Source organism: Citrobacter sp. 172116965 (assembly GCF_013458095.1).
In the GTDB taxonomy this organism is placed as follows: domain Bacteria; phylum Pseudomonadota; class Gammaproteobacteria; order Enterobacterales; family Enterobacteriaceae; genus Citrobacter; species Citrobacter braakii.
This window is the reverse complement of the sequence record NZ_CP046673.1, coordinates 2,308,824-2,328,886: the sequence shown is the minus strand read 5'-3', so window position 1 is coordinate 2,328,886 and position 20,063 is coordinate 2,308,824. Positions and strand designations below refer to the sequence as shown.

At 51.7% G+C, this 20,063-nt stretch carries 20 protein-coding genes; 7 read left to right on the top strand and 13 right to left on the bottom strand.

Annotated elements, in window-relative coordinates; all coding sequences use genetic code 11:
* Nucleotides 1–2: 2 nt before the first annotated feature.
* The 3 genes from GPJ68_RS11175 to GPJ68_RS11165 form a co-directional block, all read right to left on the bottom strand.
* Nucleotides 3–1,895 (bottom strand): FAD/NAD(P)-binding protein, encoded by a 1,893-nt coding sequence (locus tag GPJ68_RS11175; protein WP_104651767.1) that lies wholly within the window; start codon nt 1,893–1,895, stop codon nt 3–5.
* An 88-nt stretch (nt 1,896–1,983) separates the two neighbouring features.
* Nucleotides 1,984–2,457: an ester cyclase gene (locus GPJ68_RS11170; RefSeq protein ID WP_052733163.1), complete on the bottom strand. Its 474-nt coding sequence runs from the start codon at nt 2,455–2,457 to the stop codon at nt 1,984–1,986.
* Nucleotides 2,458–2,468: 11 nt separating this feature from the next.
* Nucleotides 2,469–3,896: a gamma-aminobutyraldehyde dehydrogenase gene (locus tag GPJ68_RS11165; protein WP_016152934.1), complete on the bottom strand. Its 1,428-nt coding sequence runs from the start codon at nt 3,894–3,896 to the stop codon at nt 2,469–2,471.
* A 315-nt stretch (nt 3,897–4,211) separates the two neighbouring features.
* Here GPJ68_RS11165 and GPJ68_RS11160 point away from each other — a divergent pair, with 315 nt between their 5' ends.
* Complete coding sequence (locus tag GPJ68_RS11160) at nt 4,212–4,937, top strand: FadR/GntR family transcriptional regulator (protein ID WP_016156385.1); 726 nt, start codon at nt 4,212–4,214, stop codon at nt 4,935–4,937.
* 24 nt (nt 4,938–4,961) lie between these two features.
* Nucleotides 4,962–5,660 (top strand): cache domain-containing protein, encoded by a 699-nt coding sequence (locus tag GPJ68_RS11155; protein ID WP_104651768.1) that lies wholly within the window; start codon nt 4,962–4,964, stop codon nt 5,658–5,660.
* A 21-nt stretch (nt 5,661–5,681) separates the two neighbouring features.
* On the opposite strand, the gene GPJ68_RS11150 is transcribed toward GPJ68_RS11155, so the two are convergent.
* Nucleotides 5,682–7,163 (bottom strand): APC family permease, encoded by a 1,482-nt coding sequence (locus GPJ68_RS11150; protein ID WP_016152931.1) that lies wholly within the window; start codon nt 7,161–7,163, stop codon nt 5,682–5,684.
* 331 nt (nt 7,164–7,494) lie between these two features.
* Between GPJ68_RS11150 and GPJ68_RS11145 the strand changes: the two genes are divergently transcribed.
* The 5 genes from GPJ68_RS11145 (at nt 7,495) to GPJ68_RS11125 (ending at nt 10,945) form a co-directional block, all read left to right on the top strand.
* On the top strand, nt 7,495–7,635 hold the full coding sequence (locus GPJ68_RS11145) for a hypothetical protein (protein ID WP_016152930.1): 141 nt from the start codon (nt 7,495–7,497) through the stop codon (nt 7,633–7,635).
* A 204-nt stretch (nt 7,636–7,839) separates the two neighbouring features.
* Nucleotides 7,840–8,673 (top strand): ABC transporter substrate-binding protein, encoded by an 834-nt coding sequence (locus tag GPJ68_RS11140; RefSeq protein ID WP_104651769.1) that lies wholly within the window; start codon nt 7,840–7,842, stop codon nt 8,671–8,673.
* A gap of 1 nt (nt 8,674) precedes the next feature.
* Complete coding sequence (locus tag GPJ68_RS11135) at nt 8,675–9,493, top strand: amino acid ABC transporter ATP-binding protein (protein ID WP_016156382.1); 819 nt, start codon at nt 8,675–8,677, stop codon at nt 9,491–9,493.
* On the top strand, nt 9,493–10,278 hold the full coding sequence (locus GPJ68_RS11130; protein ID WP_047417776.1) for an amino acid ABC transporter permease: 786 nt from the start codon (nt 9,493–9,495) through the stop codon (nt 10,276–10,278). Before GPJ68_RS11135 ends, GPJ68_RS11130 begins: the two co-directional genes overlap by 1 nt.
* Complete coding sequence (locus GPJ68_RS11125; protein ID WP_016156380.1) at nt 10,268–10,945, top strand: amino acid ABC transporter permease; 678 nt, start codon at nt 10,268–10,270, stop codon at nt 10,943–10,945. Before GPJ68_RS11130 ends, GPJ68_RS11125 begins: the two co-directional genes overlap by 11 nt.
* Nucleotides 10,946–10,954: 9 nt before the next feature.
* On the opposite strand, the gene ydhT is transcribed toward GPJ68_RS11125, so the two are convergent.
* From ydhT to ttrS, 9 genes are all read right to left on the bottom strand, one after another.
* The gene (ydhT, locus tag GPJ68_RS11120) at nt 10,955–11,767 is read right to left on the bottom strand and encodes a protein YdhT (RefSeq protein WP_019076691.1); all 813 of its coding nucleotides are present in this window, start codon (nt 11,765–11,767) and stop codon (nt 10,955–10,957) included.
* Nucleotides 11,768–11,770: 3 nt separating this feature from the next.
* On the bottom strand, nt 11,771–12,556 hold the full coding sequence (phsC, locus tag GPJ68_RS11115) for a thiosulfate reductase cytochrome B subunit (protein ID WP_019076690.1): 786 nt from the start codon (nt 12,554–12,556) through the stop codon (nt 11,771–11,773).
* A complete protein-coding gene (locus GPJ68_RS11110) occupies nt 12,553–13,221 on the bottom strand; it encodes a 4Fe-4S dicluster domain-containing protein (RefSeq protein ID WP_016152923.1) in 669 nt (222 codons plus the stop codon). The genes phsC and GPJ68_RS11110 overlap by 4 nt, the downstream gene beginning before the upstream one ends.
* A gap of 64 nt (nt 13,222–13,285) precedes the next feature.
* On the bottom strand, nt 13,286–13,951 hold the full coding sequence (locus GPJ68_RS11105; protein WP_046274687.1) for a YdhW family putative oxidoreductase system protein: 666 nt from the start codon (nt 13,949–13,951) through the stop codon (nt 13,286–13,288).
* A 10-nt stretch (nt 13,952–13,961) separates the two neighbouring features.
* Nucleotides 13,962–16,064, bottom strand: a complete 2,103-nt coding sequence (locus GPJ68_RS11100; RefSeq protein ID WP_104651770.1) for an aldehyde ferredoxin oxidoreductase — start codon at nt 16,062–16,064, stop codon at nt 13,962–13,964.
* Between the two features lie 118 nt (nt 16,065–16,182).
* The gene (locus tag GPJ68_RS11095) at nt 16,183–16,809 is read right to left on the bottom strand and encodes a ferredoxin-like protein (RefSeq protein WP_016152920.1); all 627 of its coding nucleotides are present in this window, start codon (nt 16,807–16,809) and stop codon (nt 16,183–16,185) included.
* 482 nt (nt 16,810–17,291) lie between these two features.
* Nucleotides 17,292–17,501: a fumarate hydratase FumD gene (gene fumD, locus GPJ68_RS11090; RefSeq protein WP_003029345.1), complete on the bottom strand. Its 210-nt coding sequence runs from the start codon at nt 17,499–17,501 to the stop codon at nt 17,292–17,294.
* 92 nt (nt 17,502–17,593) lie between these two features.
* Nucleotides 17,594–18,178, bottom strand: coding sequence for a tetrathionate respiration response regulator TtrR (gene ttrR, locus GPJ68_RS11085; RefSeq protein ID WP_049268696.1), 585 nt, complete (start codon nt 18,176–18,178; stop codon nt 17,594–17,596).
* Nucleotides 18,153–19,886: a tetrathionate respiration histidine kinase TtrS gene (gene ttrS / locus GPJ68_RS11080; protein ID WP_217278062.1), complete on the bottom strand. Its 1,734-nt coding sequence runs from the start codon at nt 19,884–19,886 to the stop codon at nt 18,153–18,155. Before ttrS ends, ttrR begins: the two co-directional genes overlap by 26 nt.
* Nucleotides 19,887–20,063 lie beyond the last annotated feature (177 nt).

The following is a 20,063-nucleotide window of genomic DNA, read 5'->3' as shown; positions in this document are numbered from 1 at the left end:
GATCACCCCATATCCTTGAGTTCATTAACCGCACGCCATGCCTGGTCGATGGCCGTATGGGCATAAGCCCCCCAGTCAGAATCGGAATTAGCGATGGCAATGCGACCAACTGGCTGACGCGCCCGCTCGATAATTTCTGGCATTTTATCCATATCATCGAACAACGCGTTGGCGTAATACGCATAGCCATGCGCCCAGCGGTTAACCGTAATGGCGGAGATATCGCGTTGATTATCAAAGCCCGTTGAGCCAAACATTTCCTGTAACTGGGAGCGAATCATCTCCTCATGCGTCGCAAATGTGGTCCCCAGTAAATACGCTCGCCCCAGACGAAATTGCTCTCTGGCCGACAGATTACTGCCTGGATAAGTAGGCACATAGACCATGTGAATGACCATCGGATCGTCCGGTGAGGCCGGGTGTTGATACCCGCCGATGCTGACCGGATAGTCGAGCTTAATCCGGCTGTATGGTGCCGCCGGTGAGTAAAATTCATGCACGCCAAGCTGTTTGAACGCCTGCCAGTTTTTGACCACCACGTTGGTGTACACCAGCGGTGCCTTCACGTTCAGTTTGAGATCCTCCTGCTGCTGTTCCGGCATCTCAGGCACCAGATACGGGATCATCATGTTATAGCCCGCCATGATGGTGTTTTTACCGCGCACGCGATGCATTTTGCCGTCACGCAGATAGGTCACCACCACGCCATCCTTTGTGTTGGCCGCATTAATCACCGTGCTATTCAGACGCAAGCGCGTGGTGTTTTCCGGCAGATCCAGCTTTTCGTAATGCAGTCTGGCCAGGACAGAGTCTTCCATCGTGTTACCCGGTAGCGCATCCGGCAGCATATACCTGACTAACAGTCGGGCCAGCCCGGCGTTACCGTCAGGGAAATGGTAAACATACGGCTCTTCGAGGTCGGCCAGCGACTCGCCGTCCAACGGCGGTATTCCCAGCGCCTCCATGCCGGGTAATGCGCACGCCCTGGCATCGCTACAGGAAATGCCTTCAATGCCGATGGCGAAGAAGTCATTAGAACGCTGCTGAAAATAGAGCAGCGCCATTTTGCTCAAACCAACTTTTGTGGCCAAAAATTCACTGTAGCTGTGGGTATCCAGCCATTCCATTTTCTCATCGACCGTCATGCCCGGAAGATAATCGCCAGGATGGACGTGCAGGTCGATCAACGCCTTTCGGTCATGCTCACTTAGCGGAAAATCATTGATAAAGTCTTCAATTTTACGGCCATTGAGCCTGTTCGGCGGGATATCATCAGATACCGCGCGCCCCGGATCGCCGCTGACGATTTTTGTTTCGCCAAAATTCTTTTTGTCGAAGAACACGCCACGACTGAGCTGCCAGTCGGGATAGAAGTTTACGTCAAAGCTCTCTTTTAACCGCGTGACGCTGACGCCCACGGTTTCCATCAGTTTTTGCACCTCAGGGCTGAAATTGTGCGCGGGCGACTGGAATGCTTCGCTACCGCCATAGCCGAGTAATTTCTTACCTGAGCTCGTAAATTCGTTACGTTTGGCGTGCCCGCCAAAATCGTCATGGTTATCGAGGATCAGGATCCGGCTATTTTGCCCGGCAAGCTGGCGCCAGAAACAACCGGCAGCCAGCCCGCTAATACCGCCGCCCACAATCACCAGATCGTACTCTTCCTCAACGGGCAGAGCGTTTAAATCAAAATGTTTATGCTCGCGGCCTACTGCATGCGCCATTTCAAACGATCCAGGATGATTACCCCGCAGCCCCGTCAGCCCTGGCGGATAATAATTTCCATCTATAAATGCGTTTCCCTTTCCTGCCGCCCTGACCCATTCCAGCGGGGTAAGCCCCGCCGCAATAGCCACCGCGACGCCGTTGAGAAAATCACGTCTGGTAATTGCCATTAACTTTTTTCCTTATTGCTACACACTGCCCTAAATACGACACAAATAAGAGATGTCCCCCTTCATAGTAATAAAGGGGTACAGCCGACTATTTCCCTGGCTTTAACTCTTCATCCAGTTTTTTAGAATCATAATAATCACCCTGCCAGGTGATTTTACCTGCTTTAACATGAATATAGCTGACACCTTCAAATTTTATCGGATTATTTGTCGGCGGACTCCCTGCCCATTCACCACTATTTTTGCCAGAAAATTCCCAACGAAACGCCACGGTATCTTCGTCGTAAACGGGTTTGCCGACCATTTTCCAGCTCAGGTCTGGCACCGCCTTAATAAAGGCACCGATAACGTCTTTTTCAGCTTTTTCTCTGCCATTTATCGGTTCGCCAGCGGCGGCATCATAATAGACTGCGTCATCAGCAAGATATTGCGCGGCTCGCGAAGCATCGTGTGCATTCCAGGCCGCCATGTACTCTTTAACGGTATTCAGCGATGTGCTTTCTGCCAGGCTATAGCCCGAGAACATCACGAATGAAAGCACCGCTATGTTTAATGTTTTCATCGACATCCTCTCTATTCAGAAATGTCACACATGATATGTTTCACCCGAGTATATTCTTCGAGCGAATAGGATGAGAGATCTTTGCCATAACCCGATTTTTTGAACCCGCCGTGCGGCATTTCGGCGCACAGAGGAATGTGATTGTTAATCCACACGGTGCCAAAATCGAGGTCAATGCTGAAGCGCTGTGCGCGACCATGGTTACTGGTCCAGACGCTGGCGGCCAGACCATATTCCACATCATTCGCTTTGTGTAGACCCTCTTCATCAGTCGAAAACGGCTGAATAGTCATTACCGGTCCAAATACTTCATGCTGAATAGCTTCGTCATGTTGATGCAATCCGGAGACGATCGTCGGCTCAAAATAGAATCCCGGACCCGGCCCGGCACGCCCACCCGTTTCAATTTTTGCATGTGCCGGTAAACGCGCAATAAAGCCTTTCACCTGCTCCAGTTGGTTTTTACTGTTCAATGCGCCATATAGCGCAGCCTGATCCGCTGGCGGTCCAAATTTAATACTCTTCGTTTTCTGAACCAGCTTTTCTAGGAATTCAGCGTAGATGGATTGTTCGACCAGAATACGCGTAGCCGCCGTGCAATCCTGGCCGGCATTGAAGAAGCCTGCCGTGGTGATCGTCGCGATCGCCTTGTCCATATCTGCATCAGCAAACACCACCGCAGGCGCTTTCCCGCCCAATTCCAGATGCGCCTTGGTCAGGTTCGCCGCTGCCGAAGCCGCAACCTGTAGGCCCGCTCGGACCGAACCGGTAATCGAAACCAGTGAGGCCTTCGGGTTTGAAACCACCAGCGAACCGGTGCTGGCTTTACCTAATACGACGTTAAACGCCCCTCTTGGGAACAACGGCGCGGCCAGTTCAGCCAACAGCAGCGTGCTGACCGGCGTGGTGTCGCTGGGTTTTAATACGACCGTATTGCCTGCTGCCAGCGCTGGCGCAATCTTCCATACCGCCATCATGAACGGGTAGTTCCATGGCGTGACTTGTCCAACGATACCCAGCGGTTCACGGCGGATAGTCGAGGTAAACCCAGCGGAATATTCCCCTGCCGCTTTCCCTTCAAGACAGCGCGCCGCACCGGCAAAAAAGCGGATGGCATCGCAGGATGCCGCGATCTCTTCCTTCTCAATAAAATGGCGAAGCTGACCGGTCTCCTGACTCTGCGCGTTCACCAGCCGCTCAACGTTTCGTTCAATCTCATCTGCCAGCTGCAATAACGCCTTTTGCCGCTGTGCCGGCGTCGATTTTCGCCAGATGCTAAACGCCGCCTCCGCCGCCGAGTAGGCCTGCTCCACCTCTTCCGCATTGGCGTTGGGTGATAATGCATACGTTTCGCCGTCGACCGGACTCACCAGTTCGAAGGTATCTTCGCTACGACCTGCTACATATTGCCCATTAATAAAATGCTTCAGGGTTTTCATGTCTGTCTCCCGCCCGTTAATACATAAAGAATCTTATGTAATATATATATTGTAAAAGATTTTCAAATGCGCAACATTGACACTATGATAAGCCTCGCATTTTTAACTTAATTTTTACATTTTCGGGATAAGGCTTTTCATCGTGAGCCGAGGCTTTATGCTCAGCTCATCATGAGGTTATCGGGACACACATCCGCTTGTGCAGTGACGTTGCGCATAGGCATGTAAAATAACTCGGCCATTCTTACCTTCCTTGCCTGACGGGCATGTGTTAAAAATGGTCGTTGTTTCAGGGAATTGAGTGCAGAAAAGATTATGATTACTCACGCGGTCATATTTGCGCCTATCGGGCAGGTCAGTCGTTCAGACCAGATAGTGCAGCGCCTGTCAAACGCCATTATCACGGGGTTGCTGGAGCCAAAAGAACAGCTCCCCAACGAAACTGATTTAGCAAAGATGATGGGTGTCTCACATATCACTATCAGAGAAGCGCTAAACACGCTTCGGGCTAATAATCTTATCCATACGGTTCGTGGTCGTAATGGCGGGAGCTTCGTTTGCGAAAATATTGATGGCAAAAACAGCGCCCTGCATCCGTTCAAAGCGATCAGTACGGATTATCTTTCTGACCTGGGCGAAATGCATTGCGCCATTATCAGCCATAGCGCAAGGCTGGCTTCCAGACGGATGACCGGCGCGGATATCGCCAAATTTCGCGAGTTTGTTGAGGTGCTCAGCAAGGCAAACTCACCAGAGCTGATGACCCAGGCCGATATGCGCTGTCTACTGGCGATAGCTGCCAGTTCACATTCGGCGCGACTGGCCAATCAGGAGCTGCAGGTCCAGGCTGAATGGGCATCGCTGGTGGCGATACTTTATCGCGCAGACAACATTCATGCCGAAATTATTGCGCTTTACTCGGCACTGGCCGATGCGCTGGCTGCTCACAACGAGGCAGAATCCGTGCAGCTTGCCACACGGATCATCGACACGTTTACCTATTACCTTATTGAAAAAAAGCTGAAATATAACTCGAACTGACAATCAGTGAAGGCAGGACAGACAATGAGCTCTTCGACATCCTTAAGCGCATTAATTCGTAAGATTGATGATATTACCGCCTCTACCGTAGATTCTACCGTTGCGCTGACGAGGAGCATCCATGAGGCGATTTCCGGGGTGCAAAAGGCCTCAGCAGAAGTTGTCCTCGATCCATCGGTGAGATCTACCGTTCAGCAACACATCAAGCGCACCCTCAGTAACAATCATTACTGTTCAGGGGCCGGGTTCGCCAGCCATATTGAGAGCACTGCCACCACAAAAGAGTATTGGCTGCTGGAATGGTGGTATAAGAAAGATAATGGTTTGAGTCAGGCGCACCTCGATTTAGATCAGGCCACCCAGCAACGTCTGGATTTCAGAACCTTCGAGTGGTTTAAGCACTCACCTCCGGCAGGAAAAGCCTATATCCACGGTCCCTACGTCGACTATATCTGCAATATTTCCTACACCCTGACCTCGGCAGTGCCGATCTACTACAACGATCAGTTTCTTGGCGTTGCCGCCGTCGATCTGCTGGTCAGTCAGATAGAGGCCGAACTGCTCTCCTGCGCTCATCCTGACTATGTCATTCTGACCAATCTGGAAAACAGAATTATCTTTTCCAGTTGGCCACGTTTTCGCGTGGGTGAATTACTCTCTCCCGCAAACAGTACCGTTGTTTATCAGAGCGACTACTTTATCCTTTATCACTATCAAAACTAAGGGCCCGAAGGCCCTTAGTGTTTAGTTATCCTGCCCCATATTCAGCTTGTTAGCGTAGGCAATGGCGTCGTTTTCCGGTGCCGCAGAGCGACCAAACGGTCGGGTCAGGAACATATAGATAAGCCCGGAGCCAACGACAATCGCCAGGCCGAACAGTACCGTCCAACGGTCGATAAAATCGCTGCTGTCTGCCGGTTGCGCCAACAACCAGATCCCACACAATCCATAGGCTAGCGCCAGCACGTTCACAATCACGCCCCAACCGCCAATGGTCCACTCCCCGGCCGGTTTCCAGCCTTTCAGGCGCTGGCGCAGTGCGGCAAGCACAACCATCTGGAACGAGATATAAATACCGATGACGGCAAACGCGGTAATACGCGACAGGTTGTCTGGCTGGAAATAGACCCAAACGCAAATGATGACTGGCAGCAGACAGCTAACAACCATGGCATTATCCGGAACGCCATTTTTAGAGATCTTTGACATCCACTCACTTCCCGGCAGCATTCTGTCGCGGGAGAAAGAAAAGATAAGACGGCTTAACGCAGCCTGCAGAGACAAAATGCACGACAGCATCGCCACAATCGCGACGATGATAAAGATAGTTGCACCAGTTTCACCAAGAGCTTCATTAAGGATGGCCGGAATCGGGTCAGATGTTTTGCCATTCACGATACTGACCAGATTTGGTGAAGCCAGGAGGTATCCCATGACGGAAATAATCGCCGAAATCGCACCAAATACGATACTCAAAATCATCGCAACCGGGATCTTTTTACTTGGATTCTGTACCTCTTCCGCAACGTTACCGCAGGCCTCAAAGCCAAAGAACATAAACAGCCCCATCAGCGCGGCAGACATAAATGCGGTGGAATAGCTGCCGTCATGCGCCAGCACGCCCATCGAATCAAAAATTACGGAGAATGGCTGCGAACGGTGGAATATCAGCAGATAAATTCCCAGCGCAATCACGCTAACGATTTCACACCAGAAGCCAATTTTTGCGACCCGAGCCAGATTTTTAGTCCCGGACATATTAACAGCCATCATCAAAAGCAGCAGCAGGACGGAAGTCGCCAACATAGTGGCTGGCGTCTGACCATAGTGGAAGAGCGACTCAACAAATGTTGAAGTATATTCCGCGATTGACGTAATGGTGACCACCAGTGCCCACAGGTAAATCCAGGCAGCGATCCACGCATATTTCTTGCCCCATAACCTTCTGGCCCACGGATAAAGCCCGCCGGTTATCGGATACTGGGAAGCGACCTCACCAAACACCAACGCCACTAAAAGTTGTCCACATGCGACGATTAAAATCCACCAGACTGCGGGCGGCCCCGCCAGCGTTACGGCCAGTGCAAACAGCGAATAGACGGCGGTAAGCGGCGAAAGGTAGGTAAAACCCAACGCAAAGTTTGAAATAAGACCGATCGAGCGATTGAACTGTTCTTTGCCATCTTTTTGAAAATTATCGTTTTTCTTATCAGGTGTCTGTTCCATATAGCTTTCTCTTTTGTGGAATAGTCGCAGGGTTGAACAATTAATGTATAAAAGATATTAAGTTATATGTATAGTGATTTTGTCGCTAATTTGTTAAAAATGATCGCGCATCACGTTAATGAAAAGGTGGGAGTAGAACAGTCGAGGGCACAAGCATTTTTCGGTATTTACGCTTCACGGTTCTTTAGCAATGGCGAACTGTTGGTCAATTGACGGGTAAACAGGCACCCCGAATTGAGTTCGACGCTAAGTAGCAAGAATCGCTGCTGTTAAGCAACATTTTTGCAATATAATAATGTGATGTTAAACGCTGAACCTGAGCAGGTGAATGATGGAAATTGATCTCGATAATCTGGTCTTTGATGGACTGGAAGAAGCGCAAGAGCGTAATGCTGAACGTCTGGAAGATGCAGACAAGAAAGCGCAGGACATTATTGCTGATAATGACTGCGGCGACGCCTGTAAAATCTGATTTCCAAACCGGCGCAATGCCGGTTTTTTTACCGCCAGGCTATGCCCCTCCTCTTATCTACATATCCCATCGCGTTTACCCATTGTTAACACCGTTTTCACTAATAACATTTTGTAAATAGATAAGAATTTTTTCTTATTTTGTCCTGAACGTAAGTTATGGGAGCGTAAAAAGCACAAACTAAAAACGACAGGGATTTACATCATGATGGCAACGAAAACTTACCGCGCTAAAAAAACATTGCTGGCACTCGGCGTGCTGCTGGCCACCGGCATTGCCGCCTCGCAGGCTGAGGCTGACCAACTAGCCGATATCAAAGCCGCAGGCGTAGTAAAAGTTGCGACATTCGACGCGAATCCGCCATTTGGCTCCATCGATGCCAAAACGCATAAGATTGTCGGCTATGACGTTGATTTTGCTGAAGCGCTGGCAAAATCCCTCGGCGTAAAACTGGAGCTGGTAGCGACTAATCCGGCAAACCGCATTCCGTTATTACAATCCGGTAAAGCCGATTTAATCGTGGCGGATATCACGATTACGCCTGAGCGGGCGCAGGTCATTGACTTCTCCGTCCCCTATTTTGTTACCGGGCAGCAGTTCCTGGTACCGGCCAAATCCCCGGACCAGCTCGATGCATACAGCAAAGCGCGAATCGGTGCGGTGAAAGGCACTACCGGTGAGCAGGCGCTACATCAGCGCTTCCCGCAGTCACGTGTGCTGGCCTACGACGATATTCCACTGGCGTTAACCGCGCTACGCAATGGCAATGTTCAGGCCATCACCCAGGACAGTACGATTCTGGCCGGTCTATTAAGCGGTGCGCCGGATAAAGCAGATTTCAAAATTCTGCCTGACCTGTTGAGCAAAGAAGAGATTGGCGTGGGAGTAAAAAAAGGTGAGCCAGCGCTGTTAAAAGCCGTCAATGATGAACTTTTGAGGCTGGAATCTACCGGGCAGGCGGCAAAAATTTATGATGTCTGGTTTGGCCCTGAAACCAAAAACCCGCAACCCCGCGCCTTTAAAATAGAAGCTAAGTAATATGCTCTCAGCCCTGTTTCATCGTTGTGCAGTTTCCGCGGCGGATTTTAACCATTTGCGCCAGGCAAGCGTCGAACTGCGCAATGTCATCAAACAGTTTGACACTCACACCGTACTTAACGGCGTCAGCCTGTCAGTTGAACCCGGTGAAGTGGTGACTATTCTGGGCCCTTCTGGCTCGGGAAAATCCACACTTATACGCCTTATCAACCAGCTTGAGTCGCTCAGCGGTGGCGAGATTTTCATTGATGACAAACCAATTAGTCAGTTGCGCGGGGCAGCATTACGCCAGTTACGCAGCCGTATCGGTTTCGTTTTTCAGCAATTCAATCTCTATTCGCATCTGACGGCGCATCAGAACATCTCGCTGGCGCTGGAATATGTTCACGGCTGGAACAAGGCGGCAGCCGCGCGTCGGGCACTCGAATTGCTGGATCAGGTGGGACTGGCAGAAAAAGCGAGCGCTTATGCCGCACAGTTGTCCGGTGGGCAGCAACAGCGCGTGGCCATCGCCCGCGCGCTGGCCTCATCGCCACAAATCCTTCTGTTTGATGAGCCCACCTCCGCGCTGGATCCGGAAATGATCGGCGAAGTATTACAGGTGATGAAAAACCTGGCCCACAGCGGTATCACCATGATCGTCGTGACCCATGAAATGCATTTTGCCCGTGAGATTGCCGATCGCGTGGTATTCATCGATGGTGGAGAAATTCTTGAAGTGGCCGCGCCGGAGGATTTTTTCACCCGACCACAGCACCCGAGAACCCAGCGTTTCCTGAAAAAAGTGCTCGACCCGTTACACCAGGAGTCATCGCTATAATGCTTGCAATGGACTGGCAGGGAGTGCTGAGCGGGCAACCTCTGCAATGGATAATTTCCGGTTTTCTCACCACGCTCTGGGTGACACTGGCAGGTATCGTACTCGCCACGCTCATTGCCATCTTCCTACTCGGCCTGCGTCTGACGGGCAATCGCTTCAACAAAGCGGTGGTCAGTGTATGGGTTTCGGTGTTTCGCAACACGCCTTTACTGGTGCAACTGATGTTCTGGTATTTTGCCGCATGGAACTGGCTGCCCCGCAACGTCATTACCTTCATCAATGCAGAGCATCCCTGGTCTATTCTGCCAGGCGATGTCTGGTGGTTAACACCAGAGTTTATCTGTTCAGCATGGGGGCTGGGCGTATTTACCTCGGCATTTTTGGTCGAGGAGATCGCCTCTGGTTTACAGGCGGTTTCTGCCGGACAACGTGAGGCTGCCGTGGCGCAGGGTTTTTCATCCTGGGCGACGTTTCGTCACATTCTGCTCCCTCAGGGACTGGCGAACGCCTGGCAACCCATTGTTGGGCAATACCTTAACCTGATGAAACTTTCCTCGCTTGCCAGCGGTATTGGATTTGCTGAGCTCACCTACCAGGTGCGGCAAATTGAGAGCTACAACGCGCACGCGCTGGAAGCCTTTGCTGTTGGCACTGCGCTCTATCTGTTCACAGGCATCGTTCTGGGTATGCTGCTTACGCGTCTTGGCCCACGGCCTGCATCGGGTAAATCGTCCAAGGTTAAAACGCGTATCTTCAGCGTCAGGAGCATACTGCATGATCGCTAATATTTCGGTCATTACCGACAATCTTGATTATCTCCTGTGGGGACGGGTGGCCCAGGGACAACCCGGCGGCGTTCTGCTCACGTTGTTGATGGCTCTCGGCGCAGCGCTGCTGGCCTTGCCTGGTGGGATAGTTCTTGCCTGCTGCGCCTGGCGTTTTCCGGGCACGGTTCGCAACGGGTTGTTTATCTGGGCGGAGTTTATTCGCGGCATTCCGCTAATCTTTGTGATTTTCTGGATGTGGTATTTGCTACCCATGCTGACCGGAAGCGATCTCCCCGGAGCCGTTACCGTGACGCTGGCGCTGGCATGGTTCACCGCTGCCTCGGTCATGCACTCAGTGTATGCAGGAATTAGCGCGCTGCCTGGCGGGCAATATGATGCTGCCGTGGTTCAGGGTTTTCGCCCGTATCAGGCCCTGTGGCTTATCTTATTGCCGCAGGTGCTGCGTAACGTACTGCCATCGCTGACGGGGATTTTTATTGGATTACTGAAGGACACGTCGCTGGCGTTTATCGTTAACGTGCCGGAACTCACAACGGTTGCGGGTCAGGTTAACAGCCGGGTACAAATCTATCCGGCAGCCATTTTTATTTTTACGGGACTGGTCTATTACCTGCTGTGCCTGAGCCTGGAGAAAATCACCCAACGCCGCTTCGCGTTAAAATGAGATCACGGCTCAACATTCCACAAACTGGTGGTCTTCGTTGAGCCGATATTTCACGCCCGCCCGGATGTTATTTTCCCCCTCAACGGCAAGCGCAAAACGCATTCTCTCGCCATCGTGATAGGCCAGCGCCGCGCAGCCGCCGGGACCGAGTATTATCGAATCGACAACACCGGTACTGGCAACAACGGCGTTCTCTCCGCTGGCAATAATGTGGATGTTGTCGGCGCAGTTGGCGATTTTAGACTCTGCGCCAAAACAGGCCAACTGGGTTAAATCACCACCGCAGGCAATCCGATTTCTGTCGCCGAGCGAACTGATGCGTACGCGCATGCCGGTACTGGCGATACGCGTCCCGTCACCCACACTACTGATACGTGCCGAATTTCCCGCAACCGCAATTCGCCCGCGATCGCCTGAACTGCCGATATGCGCGTTATAGCCTACGCTACCAATACGTGCGCTGTAACCTGCGCTGGCGATCTGTGCGGCATACCCGGCGCTGGTGATTTTAACGTTATCGCCTGCACAACTGAATCGGGCGTTATCTTCCGCACTCGCCAGCGGACGGCTGATTTCCCCCGCCGTTTGCACACGGGAAATATTCCCCATCGCGCGAATATCCTGCTGGGCAAAACTCGCCTCTTCCCGCCATTTTGACCAGCCGTATTCCACCAGGCTATTTGCCCAGTCTGTATACCCATCCCGCTGGAGCGCACGATGGACATCAGCGTAGCTTCCGCCAGTTGGAAACGCGCGTAGAAACCAGCGATACATTACGGGCCCAACGCGCCAGGCCCGTAAGTCACTTCGCGTAATCATCATCGCTTAATGCCGGTGATAGCCATCCACCATACACTTGAAGGTTTCGCCCGGCGTACGACCTGTCGTGCAGAGATAAAGATGCCCAAAAATGAAAAACAGACTGATTATTGCCAGCGCGAAGTGCGCCTGGAGCAACCAGTAACGCACGCCGGGGAACAGGTCACCGACAACCGTCGGATAGAGCGATAACAACCCTGAGATCAGCAGCAGTGGCAGTAAGCCATACATCACGCCAACATAGGCCGCCTGCTGTAGCGGGTTGAATTTACAACGCTTTGATGCCGGGAATGGGTGTGACTCGCCCTGCATAATGCCAAACAGGTAAAAACGCGTTTGTCTTTGCGCTCGTCCGATCCAGCCCTGACGTTGAATAATATAGTGATGCCCGTTGCCGCCAATCAGATTGATCAGGACAAAGCCAATCCAGCAAGCGAGCAGCAAAAAGCCGCAGACCTCATGCACGGTAAGCAGGCTTTTCATCACCGACGCACTGACGACGGAAAAGTGATTGACCAGGCCACTGACCAGAAGTAGCAGAAATAGCAGCGCATTCGACCAGTGCCACAAACGAACGGCCTTCGAGTATAAATAGACTTTCTCACCGTGCCCTGCCGACGCTTTATGTGCGGCCCGAAAGCGCAGCATGGCGTGTAGCGCCAGCACCAGCCACATCCCCACCAGCATTAATCCGGCGATGACCAACCACACAGGCCAGTAGTCCGGTGAAAACAGGGGAACATACTGCGCAAGCTGGGCGTGAAACTGTTCGGCATTCTGCGACGCGTTCATACATTTTCCTTTTTAATCAAATGTTGACCGAACCGACGATACAGATGGGGTTTCCCGGCGCCTGCAAGTTGATGCTCGTAATACTTATTTTCTCTCAACCAGGTCTGAATTTCCGGGCTATCTTCGCGACCAAAAATCAGCGCATGTTCCGGGCAGGCGTTAACACAGATCGGCGGGAAACCTTTCGCCAGACGAGATTCAGCGCAGAAGTCGCATTTATCCGCCACTTTGGTCTGCGGGTTGAGATAGCGCACCTGATAAGGACACGCGCCAATACAGTAACTGCAGCCGATACAGGAAGACGTATCTACCCGCACAATGCCGTTGTCATCTCGCCATGAGGCGCCGGTCGGACACACCTCAATACAGGGGGCATCATCACAGTGCTGGCAGGACTGACGGAAGTAGTGATACAGCGTTTCGTTGTCGTTGTCCGAAACCGGAATATGAGCTATCGACAAACGGCTACCCTGCGCAGGAACATGGTTGGTTTTCCTGCATGCGCGGGCGCAGATATTACATCCGTTACACAGTGATTCATCGTGAATCATGACGTAATGTACGTCTTTAGAACTCCTGGTACTCGCTAACAGATTTTGACCTGGGCCAGTGAAAAAAATCACCGTCCCCATGCCAATGACAAATTTTCGTCGGGTGAAGGACATCGGGTTATCCTCTAATACTGTGACAGTGGTCGTCCACACGTTCCATGACATCAACCTGAATAATTCAGGGGTTCTGATACTGCTCAACCTCAAGCCATTCGCACAGGCCGTACGCTTTGCCATAACTCATAAAACGTTCGCTGAACAAATAAGGCTCCGCATTTGACGATTCCACAGTCCGTATATCTGCATAATCAGGATGCGTTTCCATGGCCGTGAGCGCAGCGGCAATCTGTTGAGACTCAAAGCGATACGGCGGTTGCGTCAACATGGCGACCTTATAAGGGCGAGGATACGTTCGACAGTCGAAGCGTACCGCCTCGGCAATCGCACGGCAGATGTCGTTTTCCACCACCTGCACACACATGTCGGCGTAATTTGCCGTCATGGTTTGCGTCGAATAGAAATATGCTTCTTCCGCACCCTGCACACAGGTGATATCCGCACCATTCGCGTCCTGGCCCAGCACATCCAGCAGCGCGGAAAGATCGGTTTCAGGAACCGAATAAGGCGGCAGCAAAAAGACACTGCGCGCCACCAGTTGCCCCGATGCTGAATGCTGACGGATAAAATCTGCCACAATCGACTCCGGGCTGGCTGGTTCCTGAACCTGGGGCGCATTCATCTGTTCTACAGGCGGGTGAAACGCCTGCAGCCACTGTCTCTTTCGGCTATCCACTTCGTCAGGAAACGCCTCAACGGGGGTCAGAACGTCGCTCACGTTAGTCATCTCGCATTCCTTACGCCGGCAACAGATCTTGTGCAGCCAAATCAGCGGCTACATCTTCAAGTCCGAGTCGGTTCAGGGTTTCACGCGTTGGGCAACCCAGCTCTGGATCCCAGCCCATTTCCTGATAGAACATCGTCAGCGACTGACGCATATCCTCCCGGTCCATCTTGTCGGTCCCTTCAGTGAAGACCGGGATCTTCGGATCTTTATCAAACACCCAGGAGCAGATGAGATCGTGCTCATTGCGCATATCTTTGGTTTGCATCAATTTGACCGTATAGGCACGGTGCAGAGTAAAGATGCGTTCAGCGGCCAGGTCCAGACTCTCCTGCGTGGTTTCATCGCCGGTGACCGCCTGGAAGAATTTTGCTTCCAGATCCAAATCGCCGCGATAGTTACGGCTCTTGAGTGGTGAAACCGTCATCGGCCACACCCAGTTGCACAGCGTAACCGCGTTATGCAGGCAGACTTTCAGCAGCGTCCATTTGGCGTATTTGATCTTGGCGGCATTGATCGGGGTGTAGTTTTTGGTTTCGTCGTATGCATCCTCCGAACCAAATAGCTCGCCCGCCACTTCGCGCTGTAATTTCAGCGGTAAACCGGAACCGATGAAGTTGATATGGGTGTGCGCCATACAGTCACGGTTAAACATACAGTTGGTGATAGCCCCCACCTGTGCAGAGGCCTCGTTTGCATGGTGGACAGGGAAACCAAACGGCGACCACAGTTTATTTTTGGCATAACCCCAGTACTCTTCGCCCAAATCCCAGCGTTCAGCAATGGCATACGATCCGTCCGCAAGATGGCTGAGTTCCCCCACGCGATGCGCCAACCGGTAGTAAAAATCCTTAATAAAATGAGGATCGCCCGCTTCCAGCTGATCCCAGCGGATCTCCGCATACTCTTCAGCTGGCAGTACGCGCTTAAAGACGCCTTTCGAATAGCAGTAAGTAAAATCACGGTGCAACTGCCCGTAGTTACACCAGATGCCATAATCGTCAAACAGGTTCAGGCCAATCAGATTTCCCACCACGCGCCCATCGTCTTTATCGTCGAAATCTTTCGGGCCATTGGGGAAAATGGTGGTGTGGACAAAGTTCGCCACGCAGGTGTTACCGCCGGTACTTGGCACGCCAAAATCTTTCACCCGCGGGACATTGAGCTGCGACATACAGCGAATGGGGCATGAATGGCAGCCGCTCATTTTGACCGTGTATTTCTCAGCGGCTGGCCCCAGATCGAACACGGATTTATAGGTACGGAAACCCACGGTATTCTGGTTACCCGGCGGGATTTCCCCGGTTTCGATTGGTCCCCCTTCTGCCGCGCCCCAGAACAGTCCCTTACGGGCCGTCCAGCGCGAGTTTGGCGAAGAGTATTCTGCCCAGGCCTGCGGGGTGCTTGGCACAACGTGGTTGTTGTTGGCACCGATGAGCTCGGTCATCATGTAATCATTGAGCCGCTTCATCTCTTTGCGATCGGCAATATTGACCCCTTTGGTCCCTTCTACCGCAATGGCCTTCAGGTTTTTCGACCCCATTACCGCGCCAGTACCGGCGCCTCCGCTGTGGTTGCGACTGTTGATCATGCAGGAGAGCGGCACCAGATTTTCACCCGCCTGACCAATAGCGGCGACGCAGGTTTCCGGGCTGGTAATACGGCAAATCTCTTCGGTTGTGGCGCGCGTTCCCTTACCCCACAGGAAATCGGCTTTTTCGATGCTGACCTTTTCATCTTTGATGTTGATCCAGACAGGCGTCGCGGACTTGCCTTCGATAATAATGGCGTCGTAACCAGCGAATTTCATTTGCGCAGCGAAGAAGCCGCCCATATGAGCATCCACCACTAAATTGCCTTTGGTAAAAGTCGATAAGGAGGTGATATTGACGCGGGAGCTACAAGGGGCACCAGAGCCCGTTAATGGCCCGGTGGCGAAAACCAGTTTATTCCCTTCATCGAAAGGCATGGTGCCTGGCGGGACTTCGTCGTACATAATTTTATAACCAAAGCCCATCCCGCCGACAAATTTTTTAAATTTACTGGAATCTTCAAGGGTGATATTCCCCGTGGTGAGATTGACCCGTAAAATATTACCTGTCCAACCATTAGCCATCATGTTTTCCTTTGCAAGAAGGTTTAATAGATATACCCGCCATCCTTCAGGCAGTTTTTTTGCAAAACTGCGATATTTTTGGCAATTAATGACGCGTATCAGGCATACCTGCTATCTATCAAACAGTAATATCTTTCCACTCGATAATTTTTAATGCCCCAGTCGGACAAGCATTGGCGCACTCCCCACATAACACACATTTTGAGGATTTTTTTGTTTCGGTATTCACGGTCGCCATCATCCACGGGCAGGCGGTGGTACAAGCGCTGCAGCCAATACAACGTTTATGATCCACCGCAATACAGCCGTCTTCCTGTTTCCAGGTAATAGCGCCAATGGGGCAGACCTTCATGCATTGCGGATCTTTGCACTGACGGCAGGTATCAGCGGTATAGTTTAAATCGCCATAAAGTCCGCCACCGGACCCGACGCCATCATCGCCAAAGAAGAAGTTGCGATGGATTTTTATACGGGAAAAGAAAGTCCCCACGGCACCATCGTTATAATTGGTACAGGAAATTTCACAGCGGTGGCAGCCAGTACAGCGCGCTCGCTGGGTCACCAGCACCCCTTTCGGCGTATTGATAAGCCCCACGGTACCGCTGTCGATATCTTCCTGCTTACAGCCAAAAAGTGATAACAGTGCAGGGGCGATGGTTAATCCCGCCAAACCTTTTCCTGATATCCGCAGAAATTCAAGCCGCGTTAGACCACAATCTAAAAATGGACGATCAACCTGATTCATTTATTTCGCATCCTCTTCGCAAACGCTGTGTTAGCAACACCTCCAGGCTAAATTAAACCCGTGCAACTCAAGCCATTTCGGGCGGTTAATGTTGCCAACAACACGTAAATTTTTGCCCTAACCTGATCGCGTAAAATGACGGTGGTTAAACTGAATGAATCTAATCCTTTAGGGTTAGGCGTAAAGATAATGTGGTTATTCAGCGCTCATAGTTTTGATCGTCATCAATTAAAAAACGGAAGGGAAATAATTAATGTGGAGTGAGATTTATTATCATTAAGATAAGTTGAAATAATATTTCACATGCTTTGCAAATATTTGTGACTCTACTCGCATATATATTTTTATAAATCATCCGGGATATAACTTAATATACAGCGGAGATTACTCCTCTAATTGCAGCACTAAATTATATATATTGATAGATTAACGTGACGAGAATAAAAGGACGGCGAACGAGACCACCATCCTCTTTTTGTGGATTAACCGGCTAATGCTTTAATTACGGTCTCAATAGCCTGTTTTTCTAACTCGCTGCGCTTCACGCGCTGGTTGGCGAGGGTGGTTCTCAGTACTCCCGCAATGACGATATGCTTAGGCTCTTGTCCCAGATCGCGCATTTCCAGCACTACTTTACCGACTACTCTGCACATTTCACGGTACAACTCATCGTCTTTGGTCTGATTTCCCATTTTTTCCCGCTCGTCATTAACTCAAACCAACAGCATATATCAGTCTGACGGATTAGACAAAATTCAATGAAAATCAAATAAATGTCATAAATTTACTGAATCCTCTGCAGTCGATTAACCAGTTCAGCAAGACTCCCCGCCTGCATTTTTTCCATCACCCGCGCCCGATGAACCTCAACCGTGCGCACGGCAATATTCATGGCATCAGCAATTTCCCGATTCATTAACCCTTTTGCTACCAGTTGCGCCAGTTCTCGCTCCTTTGGCGTAAGCTGCTGATAGCAAACCACGATCTCTTGTCGCGAAAAGGCGGCGTGAGAAATCTGCACTGCATGCTCTAACGCCGCTTGCAGAGGCGCGGCGGAAACCGGCTTTTGCAAAAAATCGACCGCACCGCGTTTCATTTGCTCAACCGCCATCGGCACATCGCCATGCCCGGTGAGAAATACCACCGCCAGCGTACTCTCACGCTGGCGCATGGCTTCATGCACAGCATGCCCATCCAGTACAGGCATACGCATATCCAGCAAAAGTACGCCCACCTGATGCAGATTTGCCTCGGAGAGGAATGTTTCGCCTTGCTCCCAGCAACACACCTCATATCCCAGACTTTCCAGTAAAAACGCGCAAGCCTGGGTGACGGCAATATCGTCATCCAGCAGATGAATGATTGCCACGACGACCTCCCTCCGGATTTTGCTTAAAATGTAATGTCACTACCACGCCCGCTTTTTCATCTGGAGCCTGATGATTTTTGATCTCAATGTCTCCGTTTGCGTAGCGCACCAGCCGCTGGCAAATGGCTAGCCCCAGCCCCATGCCCTCTTTACGGGTGGTCATAAACGGCTGAAAAGCTTGGTACAGCTGCACCTCATCAATACCTCCGGCGTTATCCTGCACCTGAATACTCATATCACCATCCTCACGCTGAGCGCTAAACCACACGGTGGTTGCCCCCGCCTGGGCGGCGTTGAGAACCACATTGGCCAGTACCTGTTCGAGGAGAACACTTGGCAACGTTAATGTTAACGCCTTACCGATCTGCGTTTGCAGCGCTACCGCCGGGAATTGCTGGGGCATGCGTAATAATTGCCAGACGTGATGGATAGCATCATGAACGTTGACGACCTGCCAGTCATCGGTCATCACCGGATTGCCCTGTGCCTGGCTGACCCACTGGCGAAGATTGTGCAGCGTATCAGCCCCCCGCTGCGCCTGGGTATCAATGTGCTCCAGCGCGGGCAGCAGTGGATGCTGTTGATCCTGACTACGCAGGCGGATCAGACAGCCCTGCGCATAATGACGGATAGCCGATAGCGGCTGATTGAGCTCGTGGGCAAAACCCGACGTCATCTCGCCAAGCACGCTCATTTGGCGAGCGGTTTCCAGCTCCTGTTCCTGTTTGCGCAACAATACGTTGTTTCGCTCCAACTGCCTGCCGCGTCGGCGGACCAGCAACATCACCCAGATGTAATTGAGCGTCAGCAACAACAGTACGAGAGCCGCGGCCCCCATCGCCAGCCGATGTTGAATAAACCAGCTTTTGACATCCAGCCACAGCTGGCGCTGCTGCGGATGCTGGCGGACATCGCGCAGCAGCGCTTCCACCTCGCGGGTCGAGGCGGGCGCCCCCCAGCGAAACGTCGCGTTCTGCGGCGCATTGAACAGGGCCCGCGTGACGCGATCGGCCAGCTCGTCGCTTACTGCAGGCAGTGCCGCAAATGACCAGTCAGGATAGAGCGGCGTACTGGTTAAACAGGGTATCGGCGTTGGATGGTTAAGCACGGCCGTAAAATCTGTTTTACGAATAAGCCCTTCTTCGTCCATTTTTTCCAACAGGCACACCGGCACAATCACCGCCTGTACGGCTTTTTCACGTAATAAATAGAGTAAGGCATCGGCGGGAAATCCGGTAAACGTCAGGCGCAAATCGCGCTCCGGGCGCAGGCCGGCATCGCTGAGCGCTTTATATCCCAGCAAATAGCCGCCAAATGCCTGAGCGTCAATGGCACCCACCGTTTTGCCGATCAGATCGTGTGCGGAGGTTATCCCGCTATCGCGCCTGACGAGGATCGCGCTGCCAATCACATTACTGGTGGCTTTCCCCCCGCGAGTAGAACGGAGTGACGCCAGCCAGCGTAGCGCAGCGCGGCTGTTTAGTTGAACAAATTGCGCCGGATTAGTGACCACAAATTGTACCGTTCCACGATTCACCGCCTCCTGCATCTGCCGCAGGTCCAGCGGTTGAATATGAAACTGTTCGCCGGGAATTTGCTGATTCAACAGGGTTTCCAGCGGCTGCCAGTGATTACGCGTGGAGACCTCCCCACGCATCGCCAAAACGCCAATGTTCCATGTCTGAGCCCTGACCACACCGCTTAGCATCCATAGCGACACCAGCACCGTCAGACATTTTGCTACGTTGCGTCCCACTCAATTATCCCTGTCAATTATGTTGTTTTAGATCAACAACAAGCCGGGTATGTGGTTAACCACAATAGAGTACCCCCCGTCACGATTTTTACACTGTAAATCATCAAGATTCTTTATTCATCACACGCA

What these genes read in the sequence shown, in the direction of transcription:
- GPJ68_RS11165 (WP_016152934.1), bottom strand. Translation starts at nt 3,896, where the DNA reads ATGAAAACCCTGAAGCATTTTATTAATGGGCAATATGTAGCAGGTCGT.
- GPJ68_RS11100 (WP_104651770.1), bottom strand. Translation starts at nt 16,064, where the DNA reads ATGGCTAATGGTTGGACAGGTAATATTTTACGGGTCAATCTCACCACG.
- ttrS (WP_217278062.1), bottom strand. Translation starts at nt 19,886, where the DNA reads ATGCTAAGCGGTGTGGTCAGGGCTCAGACATGGAACATTGGCGTTTTG.
- GPJ68_RS11140 (WP_104651769.1), top strand. Translation starts at nt 7,840, where the DNA reads ATGATGGCAACGAAAACTTACCGCGCTAAAAAAACATTGCTGGCACTC.
- GPJ68_RS11160 (WP_016156385.1), top strand. Translation starts at nt 4,212, where the DNA reads ATGATTACTCACGCGGTCATATTTGCGCCTATCGGGCAGGTCAGTCGT.
- GPJ68_RS11095 (WP_016152920.1), bottom strand. Translation starts at nt 16,809, where the DNA reads ATGAATCAGGTTGATCGTCCATTTTTAGATTGTGGTCTAACGCGGCTT.
- ydhT (WP_019076691.1), bottom strand. Translation starts at nt 11,767, where the DNA reads ATGATGATTACGCGAAGTGACTTACGGGCCTGGCGCGTTGGGCCCGTA.
- GPJ68_RS11105 (WP_046274687.1), bottom strand. Translation starts at nt 13,951, where the DNA reads ATGACTAACGTGAGCGACGTTCTGACCCCCGTTGAGGCGTTTCCTGAC.
- GPJ68_RS11130 (WP_047417776.1), top strand. Translation starts at nt 9,493, where the DNA reads ATGCTTGCAATGGACTGGCAGGGAGTGCTGAGCGGGCAACCTCTGCAA.
- GPJ68_RS11110 (WP_016152923.1), bottom strand. Translation starts at nt 13,221, where the DNA reads ATGTCCTTCACCCGACGAAAATTTGTCATTGGCATGGGGACGGTGATT.
- GPJ68_RS11125 (WP_016156380.1), top strand. Translation starts at nt 10,268, where the DNA reads ATGATCGCTAATATTTCGGTCATTACCGACAATCTTGATTATCTCCTG.
- GPJ68_RS11145 (WP_016152930.1), top strand. Translation starts at nt 7,495, where the DNA reads ATGGAAATTGATCTCGATAATCTGGTCTTTGATGGACTGGAAGAAGCG.
- GPJ68_RS11155 (WP_104651768.1), top strand. Translation starts at nt 4,962, where the DNA reads ATGAGCTCTTCGACATCCTTAAGCGCATTAATTCGTAAGATTGATGAT.
- GPJ68_RS11150 (WP_016152931.1), bottom strand. Translation starts at nt 7,163, where the DNA reads ATGGAACAGACACCTGATAAGAAAAACGATAATTTTCAAAAAGATGGC.
- GPJ68_RS11175 (WP_104651767.1), bottom strand. Translation starts at nt 1,895, where the DNA reads ATGGCAATTACCAGACGTGATTTTCTCAACGGCGTCGCGGTGGCTATT.
- GPJ68_RS11135 (WP_016156382.1), top strand. Translation starts at nt 8,675, where the DNA reads ATGCTCTCAGCCCTGTTTCATCGTTGTGCAGTTTCCGCGGCGGATTTT.
- GPJ68_RS11170 (WP_052733163.1), bottom strand. Translation starts at nt 2,457, where the DNA reads ATGAAAACATTAAACATAGCGGTGCTTTCATTCGTGATGTTCTCGGGC.
- phsC (WP_019076690.1), bottom strand. Translation starts at nt 12,556, where the DNA reads ATGAACGCGTCGCAGAATGCCGAACAGTTTCACGCCCAGCTTGCGCAG.
- fumD (WP_003029345.1), bottom strand. Translation starts at nt 17,501, where the DNA reads ATGGGAAATCAGACCAAAGACGATGAGTTGTACCGTGAAATGTGCAGA.